This window comes from Rhizorhabdus argentea (assembly GCF_037861105.1).
Lineage (GTDB): Bacteria > Pseudomonadota > Alphaproteobacteria > Sphingomonadales > Sphingomonadaceae > Rhizorhabdus > Rhizorhabdus argentea.
Genome location: NZ_JBANFK010000001.1, coordinates 128,788 through 155,651, shown reverse-complemented (window position 1 = coordinate 155,651; position 26,864 = coordinate 128,788). Strand labels below are relative to the sequence as shown.

Annotated in this window: 26 protein-coding genes and 1 pseudogene; 8 read left to right on the top strand and 19 right to left on the bottom strand. The window is 63.4% G+C overall.

Annotated elements, in window-relative coordinates; all coding sequences use genetic code 11:
* Window positions 1-128 precede the first annotated feature (128 nt).
* From dgcA to AAC645_RS00760, 3 genes are read right to left on the bottom strand one after another with little or no spacing between them, the layout of a single operon-like run.
* Entirely contained in the window at window positions 129-1,112 is a 984-nt protein-coding gene (dgcA, locus tag AAC645_RS00770; RefSeq protein ID WP_422785771.1) for an N-acetyl-D-Glu racemase DgcA, read from the bottom strand.
* Complete coding sequence (locus AAC645_RS00765) at window positions 1,112-2,635, bottom strand: hypothetical protein (RefSeq protein ID WP_340313112.1); 1,524 nt, start codon at window positions 2,633-2,635, stop codon at window positions 1,112-1,114. Before AAC645_RS00765 ends, dgcA begins: the two co-directional genes overlap by 1 nt.
* On the bottom strand, window positions 2,625-3,845 hold the full coding sequence (locus AAC645_RS00760) for a polyhydroxyalkanoate depolymerase (protein ID WP_340313111.1): 1,221 nt from the start codon (window positions 3,843-3,845) through the stop codon (window positions 2,625-2,627). The genes AAC645_RS00765 and AAC645_RS00760 overlap by 11 nt, the downstream gene beginning before the upstream one ends.
* A 153-nt stretch (window positions 3,846-3,998) precedes the next feature.
* On the opposite strand from AAC645_RS00760, the gene AAC645_RS00755 reads away from it, so the two are divergent.
* Window positions 3,999-5,777: an ABC transporter transmembrane domain-containing protein gene (locus AAC645_RS00755; protein WP_340313109.1), complete on the top strand. Its 1,779-nt coding sequence runs from the start codon at window positions 3,999-4,001 to the stop codon at window positions 5,775-5,777.
* Window positions 5,778-5,791: 14 nt separating this feature from the next.
* Here the strand turns inward: AAC645_RS00755 and mmsB are convergent, their stop codons facing one another.
* Genes mmsB through AAC645_RS00730 form a run of 5 tightly spaced genes read right to left on the bottom strand, consistent with a single transcriptional unit; the run spans window position 5,792 to window position 11,145 of the window.
* A complete protein-coding gene (gene mmsB / locus AAC645_RS00750; RefSeq protein ID WP_340313108.1) occupies window positions 5,792-6,682 on the bottom strand; it encodes a 3-hydroxyisobutyrate dehydrogenase in 891 nt (296 codons plus the stop codon).
* 1 nt (window position 6,683) lies between these two features.
* Window positions 6,684-7,457, bottom strand: a complete 774-nt coding sequence (locus AAC645_RS00745; RefSeq protein ID WP_340313107.1) for an enoyl-CoA hydratase-related protein — start codon at window positions 7,455-7,457, stop codon at window positions 6,684-6,686.
* Between the two features lie 11 nt (window positions 7,458-7,468).
* Window positions 7,469-8,521: an enoyl-CoA hydratase/isomerase family protein gene (locus AAC645_RS00740; protein ID WP_340313105.1), complete on the bottom strand. Its 1,053-nt coding sequence runs from the start codon at window positions 8,519-8,521 to the stop codon at window positions 7,469-7,471.
* A complete protein-coding gene (locus AAC645_RS00735) occupies window positions 8,521-9,660 on the bottom strand; it encodes an acyl-CoA dehydrogenase family protein (protein WP_340313103.1) in 1,140 nt (379 codons plus the stop codon). Before AAC645_RS00735 ends, AAC645_RS00740 begins: the two co-directional genes overlap by 1 nt.
* A 60-nt stretch (window positions 9,661-9,720) precedes the next feature.
* Window positions 9,721-11,145 carry an aldehyde dehydrogenase family protein gene (locus AAC645_RS00730; RefSeq protein ID WP_340313102.1) on the bottom strand — a complete coding sequence of 475 codons (1,425 nt, stop codon included), beginning with the start codon at window positions 11,143-11,145 and terminating at the stop codon, window positions 9,721-9,723.
* Window positions 11,146-11,289: 144 nt separating this feature from the next.
* On the opposite strand from AAC645_RS00730, the gene AAC645_RS00725 reads away from it, so the two are divergent.
* The 7 genes from AAC645_RS00725 to AAC645_RS00695 all read left to right on the top strand — a co-directional run bounded on the left by AAC645_RS00725 (window position 11,290) and on the right by AAC645_RS00695 (window position 15,892).
* Window positions 11,290-12,165 carry a LysR family transcriptional regulator gene (locus AAC645_RS00725; protein ID WP_340313101.1) on the top strand — a complete coding sequence of 292 codons (876 nt, stop codon included), beginning with the start codon at window positions 11,290-11,292 and terminating at the stop codon, window positions 12,163-12,165.
* Between the two features lie 286 nt (window positions 12,166-12,451).
* Window positions 12,452-13,195: a Crp/Fnr family transcriptional regulator gene (locus AAC645_RS00720; protein WP_340313100.1), complete on the top strand. Its 744-nt coding sequence runs from the start codon at window positions 12,452-12,454 to the stop codon at window positions 13,193-13,195.
* A 77-nt stretch (window positions 13,196-13,272) separates the two neighbouring features.
* Complete coding sequence (locus AAC645_RS00715; protein WP_340313099.1) at window positions 13,273-13,620, top strand: hypothetical protein; 348 nt, start codon at window positions 13,273-13,275, stop codon at window positions 13,618-13,620.
* An 83-nt stretch (window positions 13,621-13,703) separates the two neighbouring features.
* Window positions 13,704-14,453, top strand: a complete 750-nt coding sequence (locus AAC645_RS00710; protein WP_340313098.1) for a response regulator — start codon at window positions 13,704-13,706, stop codon at window positions 14,451-14,453.
* 102 nt (window positions 14,454-14,555) lie between these two features.
* On the top strand, window positions 14,556-14,735 hold the full coding sequence (locus AAC645_RS00705) for a CsbD family protein (RefSeq protein WP_340313096.1): 180 nt from the start codon (window positions 14,556-14,558) through the stop codon (window positions 14,733-14,735).
* A 194-nt stretch (window positions 14,736-14,929) separates the two neighbouring features.
* Entirely contained in the window at window positions 14,930-15,409 is a 480-nt protein-coding gene (locus AAC645_RS00700) for a pyridoxamine 5'-phosphate oxidase family protein (protein WP_340313095.1), read from the top strand.
* Window positions 15,410-15,622: 213 nt separating this feature from the next.
* The gene (locus AAC645_RS00695; protein ID WP_340313094.1) at window positions 15,623-15,892 is read left to right on the top strand and encodes a GlsB/YeaQ/YmgE family stress response membrane protein; all 270 of its coding nucleotides are present in this window, start codon (window positions 15,623-15,625) and stop codon (window positions 15,890-15,892) included.
* 537 nt (window positions 15,893-16,429) lie between these two features.
* On the opposite strand, the gene AAC645_RS00690 is transcribed toward AAC645_RS00695, so the two are convergent.
* The 11 genes and pseudogenes from AAC645_RS00690 to AAC645_RS00640 form a co-directional block, all read right to left on the bottom strand.
* Window positions 16,430-16,630 carry a hypothetical protein gene (locus AAC645_RS00690; protein ID WP_340313093.1) on the bottom strand — a complete coding sequence of 67 codons (201 nt, stop codon included), beginning with the start codon at window positions 16,628-16,630 and terminating at the stop codon, window positions 16,430-16,432.
* A gap of 331 nt (window positions 16,631-16,961) precedes the next feature.
* Window positions 16,962-19,268 (bottom strand): GumC family protein, encoded by a 2,307-nt coding sequence (locus AAC645_RS00685; RefSeq protein WP_340313092.1) that lies wholly within the window; start codon window positions 19,266-19,268, stop codon window positions 16,962-16,964.
* 59 nt (window positions 19,269-19,327) lie between these two features.
* The gene (locus tag AAC645_RS00680) at window positions 19,328-19,996 is read right to left on the bottom strand and encodes a response regulator transcription factor (RefSeq protein ID WP_340313091.1); all 669 of its coding nucleotides are present in this window, start codon (window positions 19,994-19,996) and stop codon (window positions 19,328-19,330) included.
* Window positions 19,997-20,436: 440 nt separating this feature from the next.
* Complete coding sequence (locus tag AAC645_RS00675; RefSeq protein ID WP_340313090.1) at window positions 20,437-21,078, bottom strand: HAD family hydrolase; 642 nt, start codon at window positions 21,076-21,078, stop codon at window positions 20,437-20,439.
* 38 nt (window positions 21,079-21,116) lie between these two features.
* The gene (locus tag AAC645_RS00670) at window positions 21,117-21,743 is read right to left on the bottom strand and encodes an ATP-grasp domain-containing protein (RefSeq protein WP_340313321.1); all 627 of its coding nucleotides are present in this window, start codon (window positions 21,741-21,743) and stop codon (window positions 21,117-21,119) included.
* A gap of 39 nt (window positions 21,744-21,782) precedes the next feature.
* Window positions 21,783-22,070: pseudogene (locus AAC645_RS00665) on the bottom strand (ATP-grasp domain-containing protein); the annotation flags it as partial.
* 91 nt (window positions 22,071-22,161) lie between these two features.
* Entirely contained in the window at window positions 22,162-22,845 is a 684-nt protein-coding gene (locus tag AAC645_RS00660; RefSeq protein ID WP_340313089.1) for a PIG-L deacetylase family protein, read from the bottom strand.
* On the bottom strand, window positions 22,836-23,768 hold the full coding sequence (locus AAC645_RS00655) for a methionyl-tRNA formyltransferase (RefSeq protein ID WP_340313087.1): 933 nt from the start codon (window positions 23,766-23,768) through the stop codon (window positions 22,836-22,838). The genes AAC645_RS00660 and AAC645_RS00655 overlap by 10 nt, the downstream gene beginning before the upstream one ends.
* On the bottom strand, window positions 23,740-24,342 hold the full coding sequence (locus tag AAC645_RS00650) for a sugar transferase (RefSeq protein ID WP_340313086.1): 603 nt from the start codon (window positions 24,340-24,342) through the stop codon (window positions 23,740-23,742). Before AAC645_RS00650 ends, AAC645_RS00655 begins: the two co-directional genes overlap by 29 nt.
* Window positions 24,339-25,514 (bottom strand): glycosyltransferase family 4 protein, encoded by a 1,176-nt coding sequence (locus tag AAC645_RS00645; protein WP_340313085.1) that lies wholly within the window; start codon window positions 25,512-25,514, stop codon window positions 24,339-24,341. Before AAC645_RS00645 ends, AAC645_RS00650 begins: the two co-directional genes overlap by 4 nt.
* Window positions 25,511-26,689, bottom strand: a complete 1,179-nt coding sequence (locus AAC645_RS00640; protein WP_340313083.1) for a glycosyltransferase — start codon at window positions 26,687-26,689, stop codon at window positions 25,511-25,513. Before AAC645_RS00640 ends, AAC645_RS00645 begins: the two co-directional genes overlap by 4 nt.
* Window positions 26,690-26,864 lie beyond the last annotated feature (175 nt).

The window sequence follows — 26,864 nt, the reverse complement described above, 5'->3', positions numbered from 1 at the left end:
CAAAGGTGAATTCGTCATGTTCATGCACCCCGATCGAGTTCCTGAGGTCGCAACTGGCCGCTGCCTCGATCGTTCCGCAACTCAAGGCCGCGGTTTTGCTCAGCCGGCCTCGCCGGAAGAACGGCAGCTCAACCCCACAGAGCCGCCGGTGCCGGAAACGCGACGCCTCCCTCGAAGTGTACCGGATCGTCGCGATCTTTCGAAAGCAGCAACGGTCCGTCTATGTCGATCCAGCGCGCGCGCTGCGCAAGGAGCATTGCAGGCGCAATGCCAAGCGAAGTGGACAGCATGCAACCGACCATCAGCTCCATCCCGGCAGAGTGCGCTGCGGCGGCGACGGCAAGGGCCTCGGTCAGCCCGCCCGCCTTGTCTAGCTTGATGTTGATCGCTGCATAGCGGCCGATACAGCGCGGAAGATCGGCGCGGTCCTGGCAACTCTCGTCGGCGCATAGCGGAATCGGCGAGACGACACCGTCAAGCAGGTGATCTTCGCCCGCTCTGACGGGCTGCTCGATGAGTTCGACGCCATGTGGCAACAGCGCCGCTGCTTCTGCGGCGACATCCCGGCCGGTCCAGCTTTCGTTGGCATCTACGATCAGCCGTGCGCCCGGCGCGCCGCGGCGAACCGCTGCGACCCGTTCGACATCGCCCTCCCCGGCCAGCTTCAGCTTTAGCAGCGGATAGATCGCTGCCGCCTGCCGCGCGTCCCGCTCCATCCGATCGGCATCGCCAAGCGATATGGTGAAGGCAGATTGCAGCGGCTGAGGCCGGGCCAGGCCGGCCAGCGACCAGACAGGACGCAGCTCGCGCTTCGCCTCGAGATCCCACAGCGCGCAGTCGATGGCATTGCGTGCAGCTCCGCGCGGCATCTGCCGCAGCAAGTCTGCGCGTTCGATGCCGCGAGAGATCGCACTTGCCATGGCCTCGACCTGGGCCAGCACGGTCTCCGCACTCTCGCCATGATAATAGATGGGGGTCGCCTCGCCCCTGCCGGCGTGCACGCCGTCGGCGATCTGCACCACCACCACCTCGACCTGCGTCCTGGCGCCCCGCGCGATGACGAAGCTGCCCGCAACCGGCCATGTCTCGATCCGCGCCGTCAGCTGCGGCATCAGGTCAGCGCCGCTCCATTGGCAGGACGCCGCGGGATCGCCCGTGGCTTGGGATCGGGCCATAGCACGCGAGGCAGGATCCTTCCCTTCCGGTCGAACGCGGCCTTCACCTCCGGACGAGCAAGGAACGAGGTCCACAATGCGCGAAGCCGCGACGGCGTTGGGGCCAACACCGATCCGGCCGGCTGGAACTGCACGAGCAGATCGTTTGCCGCATCGCTGTCGTCGAATGCCTTGATGGTCAGCTGCGAGGCCTCGCTATCGCGTCCCGCGCACAGCAAGGCTTCGATCGTAGCCGAGGGGTTCTGGCTGCTGAGTCTCTTCAGCGCATCCATGGCGCTGGCCGCTTCAGCGGTGCGTCCCAGCGCGGCCAGCGTGCAGACCTCGGTGCGGTCGAGCCAGCGCTTGCCGAGATCGGTCAGCATGTCGCCGCTCTTGGATCGCGCTTCGCGCGTCACCACGAGTGCCTTAGCCGCCCGACCGGCTTCGTCGAGGAACTCTGCGTAGCTTACCAGCGCCGTGGAGGCGGCAGGCGCACTCTGGATGTCGAGCGCCAGGAAGGGCGCCAGCAGCCGGTCGACCTCGTCGTTGCGGCGCAGCGCGGCCAGCGCGCGGGCGCGGTAGAGGACGGTGCGCACCGCTTCGCGGCTCATGCCGTCGACGACGCGGACATCCTGGGTCAGATCGACCACGTCCTGATAACGGCCGAGCAGCAGCATGGCATCGGCCGCGTCGCGCAGCGCCACCTCCGAGCCTGGAGAGTCGCCATAGGCCGACAACTTGGCGCGCGCGAACCGCTCGACCGACGTTGCGCTGGCAGGACCCAGGCGAGTCTCCAAAGCCGGCCACAGCTTCGCAAAATGGCGATCAACCGCCATCGCGGAGAGCTGCTCGGGCTGCTCAATCCGTTCGAGCAGGCCCTCAGCCTCGGCCGGCTCTCCCTGGTCGATCAACGCCTCGATCGCGCCTTCGGCAAAACCGACGCGAAGCTCGGGGATATCTGCCGGCTCCCAGTCGGCACGAGCCAGGGCGATCAGCATCCGGCCGCGCACATCGCGGGCGTGATCCTCCGCGAGCCGCATCGAAATCGCCCGCACCGCCGCGCCACTCAGCACGTTGAGCGCGCGCGGCGAGGTCTCGGCCAGGGTAGCGATCTGGTCGGCGGCGTCGGCGAAGCGATTTTCATCGGCGGCGATGAGCACTCCGAACGCCTTGACCACGCCGTCGCGCGGCATGCTCGCAGCCAACTCGCGCTGTACGAGGGGAAGGTCCGCGAGCCGGCCCTGCTCGCTGAGGCATACAAGTCGCATCCTCTGGATGACGTTGCGCTGCGGTCCCGCGGCAAGTCCCTCGACCACCGGATCGAGGGCCCCAAGCACGCCTGCGCAATCCTCGCGCCCTGCAGCCTGCTGCGCCTTGCCGATAGCCAACTCGACGTCGGGCTCCGCGATCTCCGCCCGAAGCGGCGCGCCAGCAATGAGCGTCAGCGCAATGAGGGATGCCAATGCCGCCCTAGCGGGCATGCGTCGCAATCCATGCATCGACCACTGGCGCGATTTCTTCACGCCAGCGGCGTCCGTTGAAGATGCCGTAATGGCCCACATGTTCGGCCATCAGATATTTTTTGTGAGAATCGGGCAGCTTTTTCGCCAAGGTGAGTCCAGCTCTGGTCTGCCCCAGCCCCGAGATGTCGTCGCGCTCACCCTCGATCGCGAGAAGGCCGACATCGGTGATGGCAGCGGGATCAACCTTGCGGCCGCGATGCATGAGCTCTCCCTTGGGCAACAGGTGCCGCTGGAACACCACGTCGATCGTCTCGAGGTAGAACTCCGCGGTCATATCGCAGACGGAGCGATATTCCTCGTAGAACGCCTTGGTCGCATCCGCGCTCTCTTCGTCGCCATCGACGAGATGCTTGAACATGCTCCAGTGGCTGACGAGATGGTTGCCCAAATTCATCGCCATGAAGCCGGTGAGCTGCAGAAAGCCCGGATATACTTTGCGCCCCGAACCGGGATAATAGACCGGCACCGTATGGATCACATTGTGCTCGAACCAGGTCAGCGGACGCTGGGTGGCGACGGTGTTCACCGCGGTCGGCGCCTCGCGGGTATCGACCGGCCCGCCCATCATCGTCAGCGTGACGGGGCGGCAGGGATTCTGGTCCGCGCACATCAGCGCGGTGGCCGCATAGGCCGGTACCGAGGGCTGGCACACCGCGAGCATGTGGGCGCCGGGGCCCATCTTCTCCAGGAATGCGATCAGATAATCGATATAATCGTCAAGATCGAAACCGCCCTCTTCGACCGGGACGAGCTTCGCGTCACGCCAATCGGTGATGTAGACATCGTGATCTATCATCATCCGTTCGACGGTGCCGCGCAGCAACGTCGCATAATGGCCCGACATGGGCGCGACGATCAGCAGCTTGGGCTGGCCCGTCACGCCCCGGCGGCGGAACCGCTTGAGCTGGCCGAACGGCTTGCGGAGAATGATCTCCTCCGTGACCGCAACCTTCTTACCCTCGATCTCGACCTCGGCGAAGCCAAAGTCGGGCTTGCCGCGCGAGGCGGAAGCGTGGGCGAAGACGTCAAGCCCCGAAGCCATCATGGGCGCCATGTTGCTGTAGGACATGGGATTAAGGGGGTTTTTGAGCCACTGACCGCTCAGGTCTGCCCAGGCGCTCGCCGCCGACATCAGCGAACGCTGAAATTCATACGCATCGTACAGCATTAACGTCTCCCACCGGCTACCGCCGCCTTACGTTTATTATGGTGCATCGCGCAATGCCGCGGTTCAGAAACGATGTGGGGATAGCATGATCAAATTGCCAGATCATGAAGCCCGCGATTGAGCCTGCGCCGAAGGGTTGCTAGGGCCGCCCCCATGGCGAAACGCAACGGTCCTCCCGAAAGCTCCCCCCGCAAGCTCGGCGAGCTCGCCATGATCTGGCGTTTCGCGCTCGCCTATCCCGGCCGCATTGTCGGCGCGGTGCTGGCGCTGATCGTCGCTGCGACGGCGACGCTGGCGATCCCGGGTGGGTTCCGCCTGGTCATCGACAAGGGGTTCATTGCCTCGGGCGGCGATGTCGGCCCTTATTTCCGCTACCTGCTGATCATCGTGCTGGTGCTCGCACTTGCCACAGCCTCCCGATATTATTTTGTTTCCTGGCTGGGCGAGCGCGTCGTTGCCGACATCCGGATCGCGGTTCAGGCCAACCTGCTGCGCCTGGCACCGAGCTTCTTCGAGGAGAACCGGCCGTCGGAGATCGCATCGCGGCTGACGGCCGATACTTCGGTCATCGAGCAGGTCGTCGGCACCACCGTGTCCGTGGCGTTGCGCAACTTCGTGCTCGCGATCGGCGGCATCATCTATCTGTTCGCGATCGCGCCCAAGCTTGCCGCGTTGCTGCTGCTCGGTATCCCGCTCGTCCTGCTCCCCGTCATCGTGATGGGCCGGCGGCTGCGCAGGCTGTCGCAGAGTACCCAGGACCGTATCGCCGACGTCGGCGCGACGGTTTCCGAAACGCTGCGGGCAATGAAGATCGTCCAGGCCTTCGGCCAGGAGGCGCGCGAGGCGCAACGGTTCGAAGCGGTCGTCGGCGCAGGCTTCGCCACCGCAAAGCGGCGCATCCGCATGCGCGCGGTGATGACGGCGATCGTGATCGCCTTGATCTTCGGCTCGATCACGCTGGTGATGTGGCAAGGCGCAGTGGATGTCGCTTCAGGCAAGCTGTCGGGCGGTTCCATCGCCGCCTTCATCCTGACCGGCGGCATCGTCGCCGGTGCATTCGGTGCGCTCGCCGAGGTCTATGGGGACATCGTGCGGGCAGCGGGTGCGGCGGCGCGGCTTTCCGAGCTGCTGGGCGCGGAGCCCGACATCCGGGCGCCCGCCCGGCCCGTCGCACTGCCCTCACCAGCGCGTGGCCGGCTTGAATTCGAGCATGTCGCCTTCCGCTATCCCACCCGCCTGGAGGTACTCGCGCTCGACGACATAAGCCTGGTCGTCGAACCCGGCGAAATGGTGGCGGTGGTCGGCCCGTCGGGCGCGGGCAAATCGACGATCCTGCAACTGGCGCAGCGTTTCTACGATCCTGAAGCCGGCGCGATCCGCCTCGATGGCGTGGCTCTGCGCGATGCCGATCCGGCCGACATCCGCGCCCGGCTCGCCGTAGTGCCACAGGAGACGGTAATCTTCGGCGCCTCGGCGCGTGATAACCTGCGCTATGGCCGGTGGGATGCCGACGACAGCGCAATCTGGGCAGCGGCCGAGGCGGCCAACGCCGCGACCTTCCTGCGGACTCTGCCGGAGGGCCTCGACACATTTCTCGGAGAAGCCGGCGCGCGGCTGTCGGGCGGCCAGCGCCAGCGACTGGCGATCGCACGCGCACTGCTGCGCGATGCGCCGCTGTTGCTGCTCGACGAGGCCACTTCGGCGCTCGACGCGGAATCGGAAAAGCTCATCCAGGATGCGCTTGATCGGCTGATGCGGGGCCGCACCACGATCGTCATAGCCCACCGCCTCGCCACCGTCCGCGCGGCCGACCGGATCATCGTCATGGATCATGGCCGGGTGGTCGAACAGGGAACGCACCAGAGCCTCAGCGCGCAGGAAGGATTGTACGCACGGCTCGCCAGGCTGCAGTTCAACGACGTGCCAGCCTGACCCTGCCGCGCAGATTATTTCGTAAAGCTGCCATCCAGCAGCTTGATTATGGCCGAAAAATCCTTGCCGCCGCCGCCAAGGTTGGTGAAAGCCTGGTACAGGCTCTCGGCATGGCCACCCATCGGCACACTGGCGCCGACGCCCTGTGCCGCCTCCACGGCCAGCTTGAGGTCCTTGAGCATCAAGGCGCTAGCAAAGCCCCCCTCATAATCGCTGTCGGCTGGACTGGTCGGCCCGACGCCCGGGACCGGGCAATAGCTGGTCATCGACCAGCTCTGTCCGGTGGCCTTCGACGATATGTCGTAGAAGGTCTGAAGGTCGAGGCCGAGCTTCTGTGCGAGCGCAAACGCCTCGCATGTCGCCACCATGGTGGCGCCCAAAATCATGTTATTGACGATCTTCGCGACCTGGCCCGCTCCAGTAGCGCCGGCGTGGATCACCGCCTTGCCCATCAACGCGAGCACCGGTTCCGCACGGCCGAAATGCTCCACGCTGCCGCCCACCATGAACGTCAACGTGCCGGCATTGGCGCCGCCGATGCCGCCCGAGACCGGTGCGTCGACCATCGCCAGCCCCTTGGCGGCGGCTGCCGCGCCGACGGCGCGCGCAGTCGCGACATCGATCGTCGAGCAGTCGATGAGCAGGGCCGTCGCCGGAACTGCAGAAAATATCTCGCCTTCATAGACTGAGCGGACGTGCTGGCCCGCTGGCAGCATCGACACGACGAACTCTGCGCCTGCGACAGCTTCCGCGGCCGAGCCGACAGCTACGCAGCCTGCAGCAACCGCCTTGTCGAGCGCCTCCTTCGACAAATCGAAGGCGCGAACGTCATGGCCCTTCTTCGCCAGATTGGCGGCCATTCCGCCGCCCATATTGCCAAGCCCGATAAATCCGATCGTTGCCATCTTACTGCCCCGTCCAATTGCCCGGTCGTTTCTCGACGAACGCGGTCATGCCCTCGGCCTTGTCCGCCGTCGCGCACAGACCATTGAAAAGACGCCGCTCGAACAGGAGTCCGGTGGAAAGGCCGGATTCGAACGCGACGTTGACCATCTCCTTGTTGGCGATCGCCGCCAGTGGCGGCATTCCCGCGATCGTCTGCGCCATCTTGAGCGCCTCATCCATCAGGTTGGCGAGCGGCACGACCTTGCTGCACAGATTAGCCCTCTCGGCCTCGACCGCATCCATCATCCGGCCGGTCAGGCACATGTCCATCGCCTTCGACTTGCCCACGGCGCGGGTCAGCCGCTGCGAACCGCCCATGCCGGGCGCGACGCCGAGTTTGATCTCCGGCTGGCCGAACTTGGCATTGTCGGCGACGATCATGATGTCGGACATCATCGCCAGTTCGCAGCCACCGCCCAGCGCAAAGCCGGATACCGCAGCGATCCATGGCTTGCGCGTCGCGGTGACCCGCTCGAAGCCGGCGAAGAAATTCTCGCCGAACATCGCCGAGAAGCTCTTCGACTGCATCTGCTTGATGTCGGCCCCGGCGGCGAATGCCTTCTCGCTACCCGTGAGCACTGCGCAACGCTGGCTCGGATCGGCGTCGAACTTGCCGAAGGCATCGATCAGATCGGCCAGCACCTGCGTGTTCAGCGCGTTCAGCGCCTCCGGACGATTCAGCCGGATCACCGTCACAGCGCCTTGCTGCTCGACGAGAATGGTTTCGTAAGACATCTATGAGCCTTTCAAGCGTTGGGCAGGGGCGTCCAGGCCTCGGTGGACGGCAGCGGTGCGAAGATTGCGTCGACCTCGGCCTCGCTGACGCCCGCCGCCGTCGGCGGGTTCCAGCGCGGCGCATTGTCCTTGTCGATGATCAGCGCACGGACACCTTCCACGAAATCCGGGCGAGCGATGATATGCACAGCGACGGCATATTCCATCCTCATTTCCGCCGCGAAGTCTTCGATCTTGGCCGCCTCGACGAGCAGCCGCAGCACGACCTTGCAGGTTCGCGGCGACTTGGTCTCGAGCGTCTTGAGCGTCGCCAGCGCCCAGTCTCCACCGTCCTCGGCCAGCGCCGCCAGGACATCCTCGAAACGGTCGGAAGCGAACAGCCGGTCGATATCGGCCCGGTGGTCGAGGATCGGTGCGGGCGGCACCATAGCGCCGGCGCTGCGGAGCGCCCCGTCGATCGCCTGAGGATTGCCGAGAATAGCCGCTTTCAGGGCCTCCACATCATCGCTCGCGATATAGTGGCTGCCGATGCCGAGCGCCAAGCATTCAGCGCCGCTGAGCCGCGCGCCGGTCAGCCCCACATATTGCCCCGTGCGCCCTGGCATGCGCGAGAGATATCGACCGCCGCCGACATCGGTAAACAGGCCGATCCCGGTTTCTGGCATGGCATAGATCGTGCGATCGGTGACGACGCGGATCGTGCATGGCTGCGAGATGCCGACGCCGCCGCCCATGGTGATTCCATCGAGGAATGCGACGGTCGGCTTGGCATAGGTGAACAGCAGATGGTTGAGGCGATATTCCTCATGGAAGAAGGCGCGCCCGGCAACGCCATCACCCGCTGCGCTGTCGGCAATAACCCGAATGTCACCGCCAGCGCAGAAACCCCGGCCCTCGGTGTGATCGATCATTACCAGATCGACGGTATCATCGCCGGCCCAGGCGGTCAGCGCCGCGATGATGGCCGTGCACATCTCATGGGTCAGCGCGTGGATCGCCTTCGGGCGATTGAGCCGTATCCGGCCGGTGCGGCCTTCGACGAAGGTGAGGACGTCCTGGCTCATTATCGGAGCATATCCCGGCTGACGATCATCCGCATCACCTCGTTGGTACCTTCGAGGATGCGATGCACGCGAAGATCGCGAAACAGTCGCTCGATCGGATAATCCTGCAAATAGCCATATCCCCCGTGCAATTGCAGCGCACGATCCACCACTGACGACCCGGTGTCAGTCGCCAGTCGCTTGGCCATAGCGGCGAAACGCGTCTTGTCGGCCGTGCCGGCCGTCACCTTTACTGCGGCGGCGTATAACAGCATCCGGGCCGCCTGCAATTCGGTCTCCATGTCGGCCAGCGTGAACTGCGTCGCCTGGAACTCGGCAATCGCCTTGCCAAACTGTCGCCGCTCCTTGGTGTAGGTCACAGCTTCATCGAGAGCGCGCTGCGCACCGCCAAGCGAACAGGCGCCGATGTTGAGCCGCCCGCCATCAAGCCCGGACATGGCGATGCCGAAACCGGCCCCCTCGTCGCCCAGGCGGTTGGCGACCGGTACCCGCACGCCGTCGAAGTTGACCTGTGCCGTGGGCTGGGACCGCCAGCCCAGCTTCTTCTCCTGCGCGCCGAAGCTCACGCCCGGCATGTCCTTCTCGATGACGAGGCATGAGATGCCCTTGGGGCCTTCCTCGCCGGTCCTGACCATCGTTATATAAAGTTCATTTTCGCCGCCGCCGGAGATGAACGCCTTCGATCCGGTGACGATATAATCGTCGCCGTCGCGAACTGCTCTGGTGCGGAGGCTCGCCGCGTCGGACCCGGCGCTCGCCTCCGTCAGGCAGTAGCTGCCGATCTTGTCGCAGGACACGAGTTCGGCGAGGTGCTTCGCCTTGACCTCGGCACCGCCGAAGCGGTCGACCATCCACGCGGCCATGTTGTGGATCGAGATGAAGGCCGACGTGGAGGGGCAGCCATAGGCCATGGCTTCCATGATCAGCGCCGCCTCGAGCCGGCCGAGGCCGATTCCGCCCCCCTGCTCGGAGACATAGATGCCGCCGAACCCCAAGTCGGCGGCGGCCTTTACCACGTCGCGGGGAAAAATATGATGTTCGTCCCACTCCGCGGCGAATGGCGTGATGGCATCGGCGGTGAACTTCTGCGCCATGTCTTGGATGGCACGCTGGTCATCGGTCAAATCAAACTGGTTCATGGCTAAAGGCACTGCCCCCCTGCGCTCACAACGTCAAACTCCAACCGGCCGACCGCCGGATTATTGGAGTTCGTCGATGACGGACGCGAACAGCACCTCATCCGGTGGCAGGATCTTCGTCTGGGCAAGCGGCTTCGAAACCCAGGTTTCGTTGATCAGATCGCGCCAGGTGATGTTGTTGTTGGTCGAATTGCCACCCCACGAACCACAGCCCAGGGAAAAGGTCTGCCGCATGCCATTCCACAGATTGCCGCTGTTCGACGCGGCCTGCGGCTGGTTGACCATCACGCGCGAGGTCTTCGTAGCGTTGGCCAGCTTCATGATGTTTTCATCGCTGTTCGAATAGATGCCGCAGCTATGTCCCTGGCCCTGATAGGCCTGGATGCCGTTGGTCAGGCGGATGGCCTCGTCGATGTCCTTGGCGCGATACAGCGCCATAGTGACGGTCATCTTCTCGCCCGAGAAGGGGTGATCAGGCCCGAAACCGGTTTCCGGCACGATAAAGAACTGCGTGCCCTCCGGCATCTCGAAGCCTGCATAGTCGGCAATGAACTTCGGGTTCTGTGCGACGACCGTCGCGTTGATATGCCCGTCGACCCAGATCGCGGCCTGCAACTTCGCCTTGGCGGCGTCGTCGAGGATATAGCCGCCATTTTCCTGCAGCTTGGCGAGCATCTTGTCGTAGATCGCATCCACGAGAATGACACTGTTGTCCGACGAGCAGCTTGCCGCGAGATCGAGGGTCTTGGAGATCCGGATCTTTTCCGCGGCATCGTCGAGATCGGCCGTTTCGTCGACCGTGACGACCGCGTTGCCCGCACCGACGCCAAGCGCCGGCGTGCCGCTGGAATAGGCGGCCGTGACCATCGCCGCGCCACCGGTGGCGAGGATGCGATCGCACTGCTTCATCAGCTCATTGGTCTTCTCGAGCGACGGCGTATCGATACCGATCACCAGGTCGGCAGGGGCGCCCATCTTGACGATCGCCTCGCGCATCAGATCGCAGATCATCTTGTTGGTGAGCTTGGCGCGCGGATGCGGCGCTACGATGATCGCATTGCGACCCTTGACCGCCGAAATCGCCTTGATGACCGGCGTCGCCTCCGGGTTGGTGGTCGGCGCAAGGGCGCCGATCACGCCCACCGGCTTCGCGATCTTGACGATGTTGCGGACCGGATCCTCCTCGAGAATGCCGACCGACTTATCGCTGATGATGTCGTACAGAGTCGCGCGGGTCTTGCGGAAGATCTTGAGGAACTTGCCCTCGTAATTGCCGAGCTGGGTTTCATCGACCGTGAATCGGGCGATCTTCTCGGCCACGCCCGGCTTGGCAACCGCCCACACCATCGCGGTGATCAGCTTGTCGACCTGCTCCTGGGTATAATGTTCGATCTGCGCCTGCGCGACGCGCGCCCTAGCGACCAGGTCCGCAATTTCGACGGCGGCCGGATCGGAATCAACCAAGGCGAGAATAGCGTGGGCCATCGATCCACTCCTGCAAAAGCGTCGAGGCAGCCATCACGATCCCGGCGGAATGCCTCTTTCGCGGGCTAAATGAACCTGTGAGTTCTCGCAGGCAAGCTGGTATATTTGCATGTTAATTATGCATTTTTGCAGTATGTGTCGAGAATGTTGGATTGGGACGACCTGCGGATTTTCCTGGTGCTTGCCCGTATGCGCAAGGCGGCGCCGGCGGCGCGGGCATTGGGAATAGACGTGACGACGCTGAGCCGGCGGATCGCTCGCCTTCAGACCAGCCTGAACGCCAGCCTGTTTGAGACGATCGGGGGCGAGCGGCGGCTGACCGAGCGTGGCGAGGCGCTGTTCGCCCACGCCGAGGAAATGGAAAGCGCGACCCTGGCGGCGATCGGCGATGTGACAGGCGACTCATCCAGCCTGTCCGGCCAGGTGCGGCTGAGCGTCGCTGAAGGCTTCGCGACCTGGGTGCTCGCGCCAGCCCTTCCTGCCTTCCAGCGCGATCACCCTGACATCCGGCTCGATCTCGTCACCGCCTCTGGCTTCCTCAATCCCTCCAAACGCGAGGCGGATATGGCGGTCATGCTCGCACGCCCGCGCACGGGCCGGCTCGTAGCGGTGAAGCTCGGCAACTACAGCCTGCGACTGTACGGCGCAGTCGACTATCTGACCGCCATGAGCAAACCCAAGCGTATCGAGGATTTGAGGCAGCACCCGCTGGTCGGGTATGTCCCCGAGTTCATCTATTCGCCCGAACTCGACTATCTCAGCGAAGTCGGCGCCGGCCTGTCGGCGGTCACGCGCAGCACCAGCATCAACGTGCAGCACAGGCTGATCGCCAGCGCCGCGGGCATCGGCATCTTGCCAGCCTTCATCGGCGACCGCGACCCTTCACTCATGCCGCTGCTCCCCGAACTGGTGGAGATCCGCCGCAGCTTCTGGCTAGTCACTCATAGCGACCTGCGCCGCCTCGCCAGGATCGAGGCCGTAGCCCGCTGGCTGAAAACCAGTGTCGCGGGGATGACATAGTTATTCTGCCGCCATCCCGAACAGATCGGTACCATCCACATTGGCTAGGGTTTGTCCGCAAGCCCGTCGATCGTGCCGCGATCATACGCGCCATCGCATTGGGTCAGGACGACGCAGCGGCCTGAGCGCGTCACTCGACGGGCGCAACATAGATCGAGCCATCACGACTAATACCCGAAGGAATAATGACTTTCATCTCTCGTCATAATTTTTTTCGTTTTTCCTGTGTGTCCCGATGAACATGTACGGGGGGGCAACGTTTGGAACTCAGCTGTTGGAGTTGAGTATGATCGATACACATACTGCCTTACAAAATCGCTTGCTCGCGGCGCTTAAACCTGACGACCTGATGCTGCTGCTGCCGTCGCTCACGGTCGTGGATTGTCCTACCGGAAAGATATTGCAGGAGGCTGGCAGCGAAGTCCGTTACGCTTGGTTCCCGCTCGATGCCGCGGCAGCCTCGTTCGTGGTCGCTGCCGATGCCAACCATATGGTCGATGCCGCGCTGGTGGGTTGCGAGGGCGCCGTGGGCGGCATCATCTCTACGGGGAGCTATCCCGCCTATGCGCGGGCTCATGTCCAGTTCGCGGGCAAGTTCCTGCGCCTGCCGCTCAGTGCACTGAATCAGGCCAAGGCGCAGTCGCCGGCCATCACCAACTGGGTCGCCCGTTATTCCGATTGTCTCGTGGCTCAGCTGTTTCAGTCCGCCGCATGCAACGCTTCGCACACCATTGCGCAGCGCCTCGCCCGCTGGCTGATCGCGACCCGCGACCGCATCGGCCGCAACGAGATCATCATAACACAGGAACAGCTCGGTGAGATGCTGGGCGTCGGCCGCAGCTTCATCAACCGTTCCCTGCGCCAGCTCGGCATGATGGGCATACTCGGATCGCGTCGACGGCGGATCGTGATCCTCGATGTGGACCGGCTGGAGGCGATTGCCTGCGACTGCAATCACCGCGTGCGTGACCATTTCGACATGGTCCTGGCCGGTGTCTATCCGCGCGAGCCCGAGTCCGTCGCCGCGTAACCGCACAGGATCGATAGCGGGCGCCGCACGTTGCCACCTCCGAGACGGACGAGTGACCAAGTTAGCTGGAGGGTGAATTGAACAGGATATGTGAAGCGGCCGCGATGATGGCCCTCGGCCTGGCGTTCGCCCCGGCATCGGCTCAGATCGCAGGAAGCGTGGATGCGTCCGCCCGCGGAAATACACCGGCCGCCAGTCGGGCGGTAGCCACGACCGAGACCAGCTCAGCCCGCGCCGATGTCGCTGCAGCACCTGGAAACGACGCGGTTGCCGACACGACGCGAAGTGCCGTTGGCGACGTCAAGCGCGCGGTCCGCAAGTCCCGGCGTGACGCTGCGGTCGCCGCCAATAGCGCTGCGTCTATCGAGGACGGCAGCACCGTCAAGTCGAGCAGCAAGCCACTGGCACCACGCAGCGGCAACTGAGTCCGTCAGCCCGATCGGATGGTGTCGGTGCGGCCACGGCACCGGCGCCACGATCTTTATTCGCCTTTGCAGGAGTATCGACAGTGCCGCTTGGCCGTGAACTTGCCCCCCATCTGCCCTTTCTGCGGCGCTATGCGCGGGCGCTCACCGGTTCGCAGCTGGAGGGCGACCGTTTTGTCCGTCAAGCCTTGCAGGCTATCGTGGCTGCGCCGGACAGCTTTCCCCGTGACGTCGATCCTCGGCTCGCGCTGTATGGCGCACTAATCGATCAATGGGAGGCGGCCGGCACCGCCGAAGCACGGTTCGGCAGGATCACTCCGCGAACGCGCCAGGCGTTGCTGCTCACCGCAATGGAGGGCTTTACGCCGGAAGATGCCGCTTATCTGATGCGGTGCGACCGGTCCGAAGTGGAGGCACTTGCCGCCGAGGCGTTGGCCGAGATCGAGCGGCAGGCCCGGACTGACGTGCTGATCATCGAGGATGAGCCGATCATCGCGATGGATATCGAAGGCGTCGTGCGCGACCTGGGCCACGGCATATCTGGGATTGCGGTCACCCACGCCGAAGCGGTGGCCAGTGCGCGGATGCACCGGCCGGGGCTGGTTCTCGCCGACGTCCAGCTCGCTGACGACAGTTCCGGCATCGACGCCGTGCAGGAGATCCTAGCAGATTTTTCCGTACCGGTGATCTTCATAACGGCATTTCCGGAACGGCTGTTAACCGGAGAGCGCCCCGAGCCCGCTTTCCTCGTAACCAAGCCCTTCCAGCGCTCCACCATCAGGACTGCGATAAGCCAGGCGCTTTTCTTCCATCGCGCGACCATGCCCGCATAACAGCGCTCGTTCCGGGACCAAAGCAATCCATATCAATGATATAGGAACATCGACTTACTGCGGAACGTTGGTGCAGCGTCTGTATAGTTGAGGAGATTCCCGATGGGCGAAATGCTCGACAAAACCAAAGGCTATGCCAATGAAGCCACCGGCAAGGCCAAGCGCGCGGTCGGCGACGCACTCGATCGGCCCGATATCCGCGCCGATGGCGACGCCCTGGAAGCCAAAGGCGATCTTCAAAAGGCGAAGGGTAAGGTGAAGGGCGTGGTTAACCGCATCTGACTTTCCAGCCATATCATTGGGGAGCAGGTCGGCCATGCCGCCCTGCTCCTATGTGTTTCCGCCCCTCATGATAGGCTCGGTCTGCGCGTCCCCATAACCTGTCGAACCGCGACCTCCACCGGGGCCATCCCGCTTCCTGACGGAAACCTTTGTAAAGTACTTCGTTCTGCGATCTTCACGAAAAGGAGACGGAGATGTCGGACGCAGCCAAACTCAAGGAACATCTTTGGGCCAAACTGAGCCACGGCCCGTTCATGATGGTCGGCCTTTCGGAACCGCGCACCCATGCGGAGCCGCTGACGGTGCAACTCGACAAGGACCAGGTTGATCGGATCTACTTCTTTATCGGCAAGGATAACCGCATCGCGCCCGGCGGACCGGCAATGGCGCAGTTCGTCTCCAAGGGTCAGGACTTCTTCGCGTGCCTGTCCGGCCGCATCACCGTCGACAACGACCCTGCCATGATCGGCAAGCTCTGGTCGAACCAGGCGGAGGCATGGTTCCCCGGTGGAAAATCCGATCCGAACCTGGCGCTGGCGCGCTTCGACATCGATGAGGCCGAGCTATGGGAATCGGATATATCGTTGAGCGGAAGGCTGAAGATGCTGTTCGGCGGCAAGATCCGCGCCGATGAAGAAGGCAGCCACGCCAGGGTTTCCAGCACGGCAGTCTGAGATGCGAACTATGGGCGAGCGGCGTGACCCGACCGGAAGCGGTGGGCCGCTGGCGTTCAATCCTCCTTTTCTCTCGCGCGTCCCACCCGGACTCGGACGGCACAATGTTGTCGTGACGGCTATGGGACGAATTGAGGCGAGGTGGGGAACGGTAAAGATCAAGCAACGTTATATTGGCTGAGCCACTTCCGGCTCGTACCGAGGAGTAGATCGATGGGTCTTCTTATTCTTCTTGTAGTCGGGGGTGTCATTGGTTGGATCGCCAGCATGATAATGCGCACCGATGCTCAACAGGGCATCGTGCTCAATATCGTGGTCGGAATCATCGGGTCTTTCCTGGCCGCATTCTTGCTGTCGCCGCTGCTCGGCGTCCCGCCGATTACCAGCGGTGCGATCACCGCTTCCACCCTCATCATCTCGCTGCTGGGTGCGATCGTGCTGCTCGCGATCGTCAACCTCGTTCGCCGCGGCACCGTCCGCTAGGCTGCACGATCATTGCGCCGGGCCTCAAGGAGTCCACCTGCCGGCCCGGCACAAGGAGCCCGTCGATCCCCGGATCGGCGGGCTTTTTTCGAAAAACGCACCCGCTCGCGACATCATCGAGAATATCCCTTCTCTTATCAATATTGCCCACCATATTCGGTCCATCGTCAACAGATGAAAGGAGGTGATCGAATGTCTCATTGTCCAACGCCCTATGCGGCTCGCCTTGCGGGTTCGATCTGCTCCACAGGAGTATATTCGGCCTGACGGCGCGCAGCCGCCGACCCGCCCGACGGGTCCGCCGCGGCCGGGCCATATGCCCGCGGCCGCATGGGACCGACAATGGAAGGGCCGCGCCACGGGTGGCGCGGCCCTTCGACGTTGGGGATCTTGGTCGATGATCAGCTGTCATTGAATATTCGCGCGGCAACTGCCGAATTCGGCCTTCAGGTCGGCTGCAATCTTGCCCCCTCTTCATCAAGGTCGCCAATGGCGTCATGCTAGGTGCCTCCAGTCGTAGCCCGGTGTCGTAATGCGCTACGCGCCTTGCGCACACCCGCTGGCTCCAAAAGCAAGATCGAGCGGCGAAGGCGCCTTCGCAATGCATTCACCATAGGCACGATCGAGATAGAGACAGGCGAGGACATAATGCGCTTTGACGGCTGCAAAATGGGTTGCGGATTGCGCCAGCGCCAACTCTGCTTCGGCGCGACGCAGATCATATTCCGTGTCGGTCATGTTCAATCTTCATCCCGAAATCGCTGTTACAAACGCTCATCAGCTGGATTGCGCGCGTCTTGCCCAAGGTGGATGTCGCCAGCGCACCTGCCGTTGTTGTCATGCACAAGTCTCCCTCACCGCCGCAGCGAGTGCGCCTCGCCACGAGCGGCGGATGCAGACAAAAAACGCGCCGAAGCCGATCCGGTCGACCAATCGCCAGCTTCGTAACAGCCGGCACGGCGCACAGAATTACTTGTCAATGAAGAGCATAGCAGAACATGATTCGGACGAAATCACATGCATCAACCTATGGCCGTACTTGCGGCAGGCCGCGCCTGCCATTGGCCCGTTAGGTCAGGTGCAGGGTCTCGGACAGCCGACCGGCCAGGCCGTGAACCCATCGACGGGCTCTGAAGCGCGACCCCGCCCGCTCCGGCTCCGCTTCATAATAAGCGGTCGAACGGGAGACGTGGTGTATGGCATCGCCATAGCGACGGCCCGCATGTGCCTCATAATCGACCCGGTTGATGACTGCGCCGGTGATTTGTCCACCAAATATCTCCATCGCCGCCATCGCCGCCTCGGGGCTGGTCCTGCCCCAGCGCAACACCAGCAGCGTCGCATCGGCCTGATCGGCGAGCGTCTTGGCGTCGCGCACCGGCAGGATCGGCGGGCCGTTGAGGATCACCAGCTCGAATCTCTCGCGCAGCTCCGAGATCAGCCGGGGCAGCTGGGGCGACCCGATCAGCGCGCCCGGATCCCGCGCGGTTTCGCCGACGCCGATCACGGCGAAATGTCCCTCCTCCTCGACCGTGACAAGGTCGTCGACCAGCGCGCGCTTCGCCAGGAAGGCCACGACGCCGGCGCTTTTCCGCTCGTTGTTGCCCTCGTTCATCGCCGGGTCGGGCCGGCGAAGATCGAAATCGACAACAACCGCACGCCGGCCTAGCACAGCCGCCGCCGCCGCCAGGCTCACTGCCACGGTGTTCTTGCCCTCTCCTTCGATCGGCGACGTGATCACGACCACGCGGCCGCGGTCGGCTACGATGCGGACTTCGAGCTCGATCAGCAGGTTGCGCATCGCCTCCGCAAAGCGGGACCGCGGCCGTCCGGCTACTGCCGCGTGAACCTTGCCTTCCTCGGCATCCATCTCGGGCACCATCGCCAGGGTCGGAATGCCCAACAGGCGGCGCACCTGTTCACCGGTGCGCAATTTGGTGTCCATCGTGTCGATGATGAACGCCAGCAGGATGCCGATAGCCAAGGCCGCGAGCAGCGCAATGGTCAGCACGCGCTTGGGCATCGGATAGGCCGGCGTGTCGGGCACCGGGGCGCGTGAAACACGGGATATGTCCGGATTATTGTCGAGCTGTGCGCCAAGCTTGGCGTTGAGCTCGTTCAAAAGCGCCGAATATTGTGCGTTCAGGGCTTCGACGTTTCGCTCGAGCGCCCGCAACGGCACGGCAGCCTGCCCATCCCCGAACGACCTGTTCCTCAGACCCGATATCGCCGCTGTGACCACCGCGCTCCTGGCCTCGCTGGCAGCCGCCTGCGCGTGGAGGTCAGCCTGGATCCGCCCAGTCTCCTGCCTTATGCGGGTTCGCAACGCCGTCAGCTCGGCTCTAGCCTGAACTAGCGGCGGATAGCCCGCGCCATAGAAGGTGGTCAGCTCCGCGACCTTTCGCGACAGCATCGTTTCCTGCTGCAGCAAATCCGTCAGCAGCGGAGACGTCGCCACCGGAGCGCCACCCGGCAAGACAGCCGCCGCCCGGCGTCCGTCGTTCGCGCTGTCCGACATCGCCTGGACGCGCAGCCCGGACAGCTGGCTCGCCTGGGCATTGGCAGTGCCTTCCGGTTGAGAACTCAGCAGGCCATGCTGGCGCCGATAGGCCGCAGCCGCGAGATCGGCGCGCTCGAGATAGGCGCGGACCTCCGCAACACGCTTGGACAGCGCCTTGATCTGCTGCCGGTGGCTGTCGTTCGCCTCGTCGATCTGGTTGTGGATATAGGTTTCGACCAAGCGGTTGGCGATCAGCGCGGCCTTGGCCGGATCCATCGACGAGGCGGTGATGGCGATGACGTTGGAGCGCCCGATGCGCGCGACGCTGAGATGGTCTATCAGGCGATCGGTGACTGCTTCGCTGCGGGCGCGCTCGGCCATCTCCGCCAGGTCGCGCGGATCACGCGGTGCGGGAGCATCGGGCGTAAGGAAAGCAAAGAGGCTATCAGTCCACGACCGCTCCTCCACCGGTGGGGAAAACTCCTTGTCATCCGCGAGCCGGAGGGACTGCGCCGCCTGCTTCATCAGCGCGCGGGATTGCAACAGCTCGACCTTTGTCTGGATGGCTGCGTCGTCGGTTGCAGTGGGCACCACGTTCGGCACCGAGGACGATGCGCTCTGGTCGGGGGGCAAGACCATTACAGTCGTGGTCGCTTTGAACACCGGCGGCGTCGTCGCCAGGAACAGCAAGGTGGCGACAAAGGCGAGCGCGACCACCAGCAGGATCACGCCGCTGCGGCGACGAATGACGCGGAGCGCGTCTGCCAGGCCGATATAGCCGGTTTTCGTTCCGGGTTGTCCGTGGATTGCGGATATCGTGAGATCCGGGTTGATGCGTCCCTGCTCCGGGATGCTCAGCGCCTGTGCGTTCGGCATGTGCGTACCTCGCTACTGGAAGCGGCCCCTCCGGCCGCCGAACATGTTCGGCGAGCGGCTTATTGGTGGAGGCAGGCGCTGCCGTTGAGGAGCGCTGCGCTGACCATCGGAATCGATGCCGTTGGGATGGGCTCGGGAAGGTTCACAAGGCCCCTGCTCATCCCCCAGATCGCAGCCTGGGTCCGGTTCATCACCCCGACCTTGCGAAGGATGGACTTTACATGAACCTTGACCGTTGCCTCGGTAATCGCCAGCCGGCGCGATATGACCTTGTTCGGTTCGCCGCGGATGAGCCCCTGCAATATCTCGAGCTCGCGATCGGAAAGATTGGCTTCGCCGAGCGAAACCCTCATCTCGCCAGACATGTTTTCCGACTTGAGCAATGCCAGGTCGAACAGCACCTGGGAGGGGATCATCTTCTCGCCGAGGGCGACGAGCTTGAGCATTTCACCCAGGCTTTCGCAGGATGTATGCTTGCCGACATAGCCATCGATACCGACCTGGAAGGCGTCCGCAACTCTCTGGCTTTGGCAGTTGGCCGCGAAGATGACGACCTTGCAGTCCGGCCAGTTCGCATTGAGGAAGCGGCAGGTTTCGAGGCTTTCCTCCTCCGTCACCGCATCGACTATCACGATCGGTACGACATCGGGTCGCATCATGAACGGCTCCAGATCGAGGCTATGGTGATCGCGGTGGACACCGATGATCTCGAACGATTGTTCGATCAAGATTCGGCGAAGACCTTCGCGCTCTATCTCGTTCTGGCTAACGATGGCGATGTGAAGCTGTTTGTACACAGAAGACCCCCATTATAAAGTTGAAGTCCGTGATACGATTGACAGTTTCCGACTCTCTCCCTCTCCAGTCCAGAGACTGCAGCTCTACAGAAGCGTCCGAATATCTATCGACTCTTTTGGATGAGGCAGCGCATCCCACCTGCATCGCTCGTCAGTTGTCTTCCAAAAGCATCTGACCACTTGTATGTGTAACATGAACCAAGGTTACGGCAACGTCGATATCGGATAGCTCACTTTGTCCAAAACATATCCAAAATAGGTAAGATAAACAGTGATATATGTCACAACTTCGTGCAACCTATGTTAGTGTGCATCTAGGCTAGCCCAGCCTGATGTAGCAGCACTATGATAGGTTAATTATCTGTCGATTTTTAAAGATCGTCGAAGGTTTCTATTTCGAGACAAACCTTCGGCGCGGGGCAAGGTCGTTTCTGGCACAAGCGTCCTAAACGCTTGATGTGGACTGAAGTCCAACCTAGCTGATTAGGAACAACGAAGTCTTTTTCCTCGTTGTCAGCGACATAAGTGCAGCGATCAGCCGGCATCCCAAAGAAAGACTGAACATGCTCGAACGCCCGCGGCGCCGGTTTCCAGTGCGCTCGACCCCAACGATCGGTGCAGACTGCGAGATCGACCTGACCGGTCGTGAGGCCTAGCGCGCGCAGCTTTCGCTTCTGCGCGTCGAGAAAACCGTCGGTGATGATGGCGAATCCGGTTCGCGGAGGACGACGGGCCAGAAATCGGGAGACATCGGCCGGTAGTGCTATTTTGGGACGGTGCTGGCGGTAGACGCAGAGCATGCGCGAAATCAGTTCGGGTGGATGACGTTCACCGGCCTCCGCCAGAGCTTCATCGAAGATGTGGCCGCGGGATCCCGCCCTGAACAGCCGAAGCATGCGACTCGAGAGGTCCGTAATCCCTAGCTGCCGTTCCGCCCATGAGCCGACGGCCTGGAGACCGCTCTCCACATAATCGCGCTCCAGATACATGGTGTCGTCGAGATCGAAGACCATCACGGCGTCGTAGCCGTCCGATCTCCGACCCGAACGCGTCATACGAATACTGCGTCGTCAAATCGAAGCATGACGACGTCCGCCTGCCAATTATCACTCATCGTGCGAGGCAGGTTGAGTCGTTGCTCGATCAACCAGCGGGTGAAGGTGGCACCGGCCCGATGCGCCAGCGGATAACCGCCACCGAAGCGCGCATTGATCTCGAACATCGACGCTCTTCCGTCGTCGTTCACGATTGCCTGGAAGCACAGCGCACCACATGGACGAGTATCCAACGCCCTGGCGAGATTTTTCGCCAGCCCGCACAAGGCCGGTTCGCGCGTGGTCACACCTTTTTCGACTTCCCCGGCACGAACCTTCAACCGCTGATGCGGCACGGCGCATCGCAACTCACCGAATTCGTCGAAAAAGAGGTTCACGGTGAACTCGCGGCCGCGAAGCAGTTCCTGGACGATATAGGGTTCGTCGCATGCGATGTTCTCCACCGCGCGCCGGTCGTGGACGATGTGGATGCCGCGGCTGGAACTGCCATGGCGCGGCTTGGCGATCATCGGCCAAGTGCGTGGTCCGTCGGTCGAAAGGAAGTCCTCGATGCTCTGCGTGACTGGTGACGGGATATTGTTTTCGGCGAGGAATATCGCGGTCGCCAATTTGTCGCGCGCCATTTCCACGAGACTGGGGCTTCCGACTGCGACTTGCGTACCGATCATCGCAAATCTGTCGCGGGCCTGCGCGAAACATAGCAGTTCGGTATCGATCGTCGGCACGACTAATCCGATTGCATGCCGCTCGCAAAAGCCAAGCACCGTCTTTATGAAATTGTCGCTTTTCGCCGGCGGCACTGCGAAGGCGTAATCCGCCTCCATGCAGGCGGAACTCCATTCCGGCTGCACGTCGCAGGCGAACACTTCGAGATCGACTCCGAGCGCCCCCGCCGACGATCGAAATGCGCGCAGCAATCCCACCCGGCGCCCAGCCGAGCTCAACAACATCCGTAGCTTGGGCCTTTTGCCTCTACCAATGCGCGGTCTGCGAGGGATGCCCGCGCCTACGAAAATATCCGATGTTACCGGGATGCCCATATCAACCAACCTCTCTAATGAGCATGAAGGCCTCCGCCGCCATACGCGTGACAGTGGAGCCCCGCACGAGTCCCAATGCCCGCAGCGTCTCGAGCGAACGCTCGTCGGGAAAGGGGCGTAGCTGCGACGCAAAGCAAGCGAAGGCATCGAGCTTCGCCTGAAGGTGATCCGAGATGTCGATGAAGACGTTCGGCTGGAAAGACTGTGATAGCATCGGCGCCGACCAGTTGGTTTCCGACACCGTTTCATAGGCAAGAATCCGCACCGGATAGTCGTTGCCGCGCGGCCTTGCCGCAACCATGGCCGCCTCGAACACGAGCCGATGATCGAAGTGGAGATCGCCCACGAAAGGTACGAAGAGGGTGTCGGGGCGAACGTCGAAAACGACTTCGGCGATCGCATGGTTGAGGTCTGCGAGCGGCATCTGGTCGAGAGCCGCGGCGGGAAGGTCGAGGAATCGAGTGCTCGTCACGCCCAGCAGGCTATGCGCCTGCTCCGCTTCCAGCCGCACCTGATCGGCCTGGGCGCTGTCGAAGTGCGGCGGCTGGCCGCGTGTGACGATCGCGACCGTCACACTGCCATGCCCGCCGGCGATCCTCGAAATCGTCCCGCCGCAGCCGAGTATCTCGTCATCTGGATGCGGCGCCAGCACCAGCGCGCGCGATATGCGCGATATTATCGACATCCGCAGCCCCCCGCGCGCACGGCCAGCTTCGAATGCAGCGGCGGCGGCCCAGGCCGGCTCCATTGCCAGTCGTGAACCAGCAGACCGTTCCCGTCACCGCACCGTACGGTGAAGCCCTTGTTCCCACGCTCCACGACCTGCCCCACGATGCCGGCGCGATGCCCGGCCAGACTGACGATCTGCGCATGCTTGATGACGATGGGTTCGTCGCGATATGTCGCCCGCGCACCCGGGTAAGGATCGCCGCAGGCGCGCACCTGCCGCCAGGCCGCTTCGGCGCTGCCGCTCCAGTCGATCTCACCGTCCTCGGGGCGGCGGCGCGCCGCCCAAGTGGCAAGCCGCGGATCCTGCGGCACAGCCGCGGCGGTACCGTCGGCCAGATCGGAAAGGACGCGCGGGAGTATCTCAGCGAGCGCCGCCATATGCTTCGCGTACAGCGTGGCGGCGGTCTCGTCCGGTGCGACATGGAAGAAGCGTTGCGCGAGGATCGGACCGGTATCGGTGCCGCCGTCGATCAGGAAGATCGTACTTGCGGTGATCGGTTCGTCGAGGAGGATCGTCCAGGGGATCACGCCGCGACCACGCAAGCGGGGAAGCGGTGCCGGATGAAACCCGACCACGCGCCCCGGCGCCAGGTCCATAAGACGCTCGCCGCAAAGTTGCGACCAGCCGATGACGAAGAGAAAGTCGGGCGCCAGCGCCGCAATCTGCGCAATCGCTTCTTCGGAATTGGCGTTCTCGACGCAGATTAGCGGGCATCCGGCCCGTTCAGCGGTCGGCGCAAGATCGACGAAGTCCGAATGACGGCGTGCAAGTTCGGTAGGCAGCGAGACAATTCCCGCAATATCCCATCCCGGCGCCTCGCTCAGGCGCTCCGCCGCTATGCGACTACTCTCAACCGCCCCGATGATCACTGCGCGCATGCGCTTTTCCTATTGCTGTGGAGTTGAGGCGCTCGCCGAAGAAGACGACGGCCAATGTCCGCCCGAGGATCTGAAGGTCCAGCGCAGTCGATCGGTTTGCGACATACCAGCCATCGAGCGCGATCTTGTCCTGATCGCTCAGCAACGTGTTGCCGTTGACCTGAGCCCATCCGGTCAAGCCGGGCCGCACCGAGTTCCTCCGCGATCCCGCCCGCGCCGCTTCGGCGACAGTGGCCGGCAGCAGCGGCCGTGGCCCGACGAGGCTCATGTCCCCGATCAGCACGTTCCAGAGCTGCGGCAACTCGTCGAGCCTGGTCGCGCGCAGGAAGCGCCCGCTCCTGGTGATGCGCTGTGCGTCGGGCAGCAATACTCCCGCGTCGTCGCGCGCGTCGTTCATGGTCCGAAACTTGAACAGCACGAAGTTCCGGCCGTGCAGTCCGCCGCGGATCTGCAGGAAGAACAACGGGCGCCCTTCCACCGCGACGATCGAGGCCGCGACGATCGCCAGCAGCGGCGCAAGGAAGCACAGACCGAAAGCGGCCACGACAATATCGCGGAGGCGCGCGAGTCTCATGCCGCCATATGCGGCGCGTGGCCGTTCAACTTTGGCGGCAGCGGCACACCGCCGGCCGGCGCGAACAACTGCATCGTCGACAGCAGCATCTCGTTGACGCGCTGTACGGAGAAGCGGCCGATCGCGGTGCGCCGTGCGCTCGCGCCCATCGTGGCGGCGAGGCCGGGCTGCCGCACGAACCGCATGATCGCTGCTTCCAGCATATCCACATTGCGCGGGGCGACCAACAGGCCGTTGTAACCCTCCTCGATGGGCTCGCGGCAGCCGGGCATATCGGTGGTGATCACCGGCCGCCCCATCGCCATCGCCTCGAGGATCGTCCGGGGCAGTCCCTCGCGATACCAGCTCGGCAGGACGAAGACGCTCGCCGCCGCAAGGCTGGGCCGCACATCCCGCACTTCGCCGAGATATTCTATCACCCCCTCCGCCGCCCACGCCTCGATCTGCACCATGCCGACCCCGGCGGGATTGGGATCCGGGGGGCCGAGCAGCCGAAAACGGACATGAGGGTGGCGTTTGCGGACGCGGCGAGCCGCCTCGACATATTCGGACAGCCCCTTGCTGCTGAGCAGTCGGCTGATCATCAGGAAGCGCGGCGGACCGGGGGGCACCGGCACTGCCGTATAATATTGGAGATCTACCCCCGTCCCAGGCACCTGTACGACCAACGTGTCGGGCCGGATCATATGGTGCCGCAGCATCTCGCCGCGATCGTCGGCGTTGAATACGAAAACGCCCTCCGCCCGCTTCAGCGCCACCCGATATAGCGCGGCGACCAGCCAGCGCAGCCAATGCGCGCCCTGATCCGCGAAGGCGTGGCCCAGCCCGCTGCACATGGCGAAGTAGCGGATGCCGCCGACGATACGGCTGGCGATGCCGGCATAGACGATCGGCTTCTGGGTATAAGCGAGCACGAGATCAGGACGCTGGCTGCGAAACAGGCTGACGAGCCAGGCCAGCGTTCGGAGGTCCGCGAGGGGATTGAGGCCGGCACGCGCCATTGGCATGACCCGGAAGCCTATGCCCATTGCGGCCAGTTGCGCCGCAACGACGCGATCGTCGTCAGGGGCGCAGGCCAATACCTCGTGACCGTTGGCAACCATGTCCTTGAGCAGGCGCCCTCGGAAATTCACAAGCGAGAAAGCGAGGCTCGCCACCACGATGATCTTCATCGGACATCTGCCTCTGCTGCGGCACCGCGCATTGCGGGCGCCGGCCACGATGGCCGGGCGTGCTTCCTGAACAGGGCCGCGTAATCCCGCACGACGGCAGGCAGGGCGAAATGGCGGTCGACCCTGCCCTGCGCCGCCCGGCCGAGCGCCCGCCGCCCATCCTCGCCAAGCTCCGCCAGCTCTATCAGCGCCGTGGCGAGCGCCTGGGCGTCGCGTGGCGGAACGACGATACCGGTCGAGCCGATCACCCAGCCCGTGTCGCCCACGTCGGTGCCAACGCACGGGACACCGCAAGCCATCGCTTCGCCCACGATATTCGGAAAGCCCTCGCCCCATGCGGACGGCAGCGCCAGGATATCGAGGCCGGCGAGCCAGTCGGACACATCGCTACGGTGGTCCGCCAGCGTCCAGCTCGCCGGAGGCAGCGTCGCCAATATCCGTTCGGCAGCCGGCGATGGCCGATCCATCGCGTCGCCCACCACCAGCAGGTGAGCGTCGTTCCGCACCCGGCGGAGCTCGGCGAAGGCGGCAAGTAGGTTGGGTACGTCCTTCATAGGGTGGTTGCGCGCGATGGCGCCGATCACAAGTGCACCGGCGGGCACCCGCAATCGCGAGCGAAGTGCGCTCCTGCCCTCGGCCCGCGCTGCGAAACCATTGCTGTCGAACCCGTTCGGGATCACCATGGCGCGACGCGCACTATATCCGAACGCGGTATATTGCTGTGATGCAATGCGCGAGTTGTACACGATCGCAGCAGGTTTGCGCGATAACCACGCACCCACTCGCAGCAGTGCCCGGGTCATTGGCTTTTCTTCGTCATACCCGCTCAGCGAGTGTCGGACGTTCCACAGCATCGGCGCCTTCGAGACCGTAGCGGCCACGGTCGCGGCGATCTGGCCGTGATGCATCCAGCCGATGATGAGGTCCGGCGCTATACTTTGGGTGAGCTTCACAAGGCGCATGGCCGCGGCCAGCGACGGCACTCCGCCGCGCATGCCGAGGCTATGGATCGGCGTTCCCGTTAGAGCGATGCGTCCGCCGACCTGTCCTGGTGCGATCAACGAGATGACCTCCGGAAGGATGTCCGGCGACTGATCACGATGCTCGAGCAAGCGGGCAAGCATAGTCTCGGCACCCCCGACATTGAGGCCAGTGATGATGTGGAGGACTTTCATCTTATAGTTGTCGTCTTCGATTGCGCATGACCAGCAATCCCCCGCCGCGGCATCCAACGAGCGCGAGACTAGCCAAAAGTGCCGCACTATTCAGATCGATTCTGGTGACTATCCCAACGATCCCGAGCGCCACTTGGCAGGACTAGGGAGCACTCCATTTGAGCCAAAATATCCT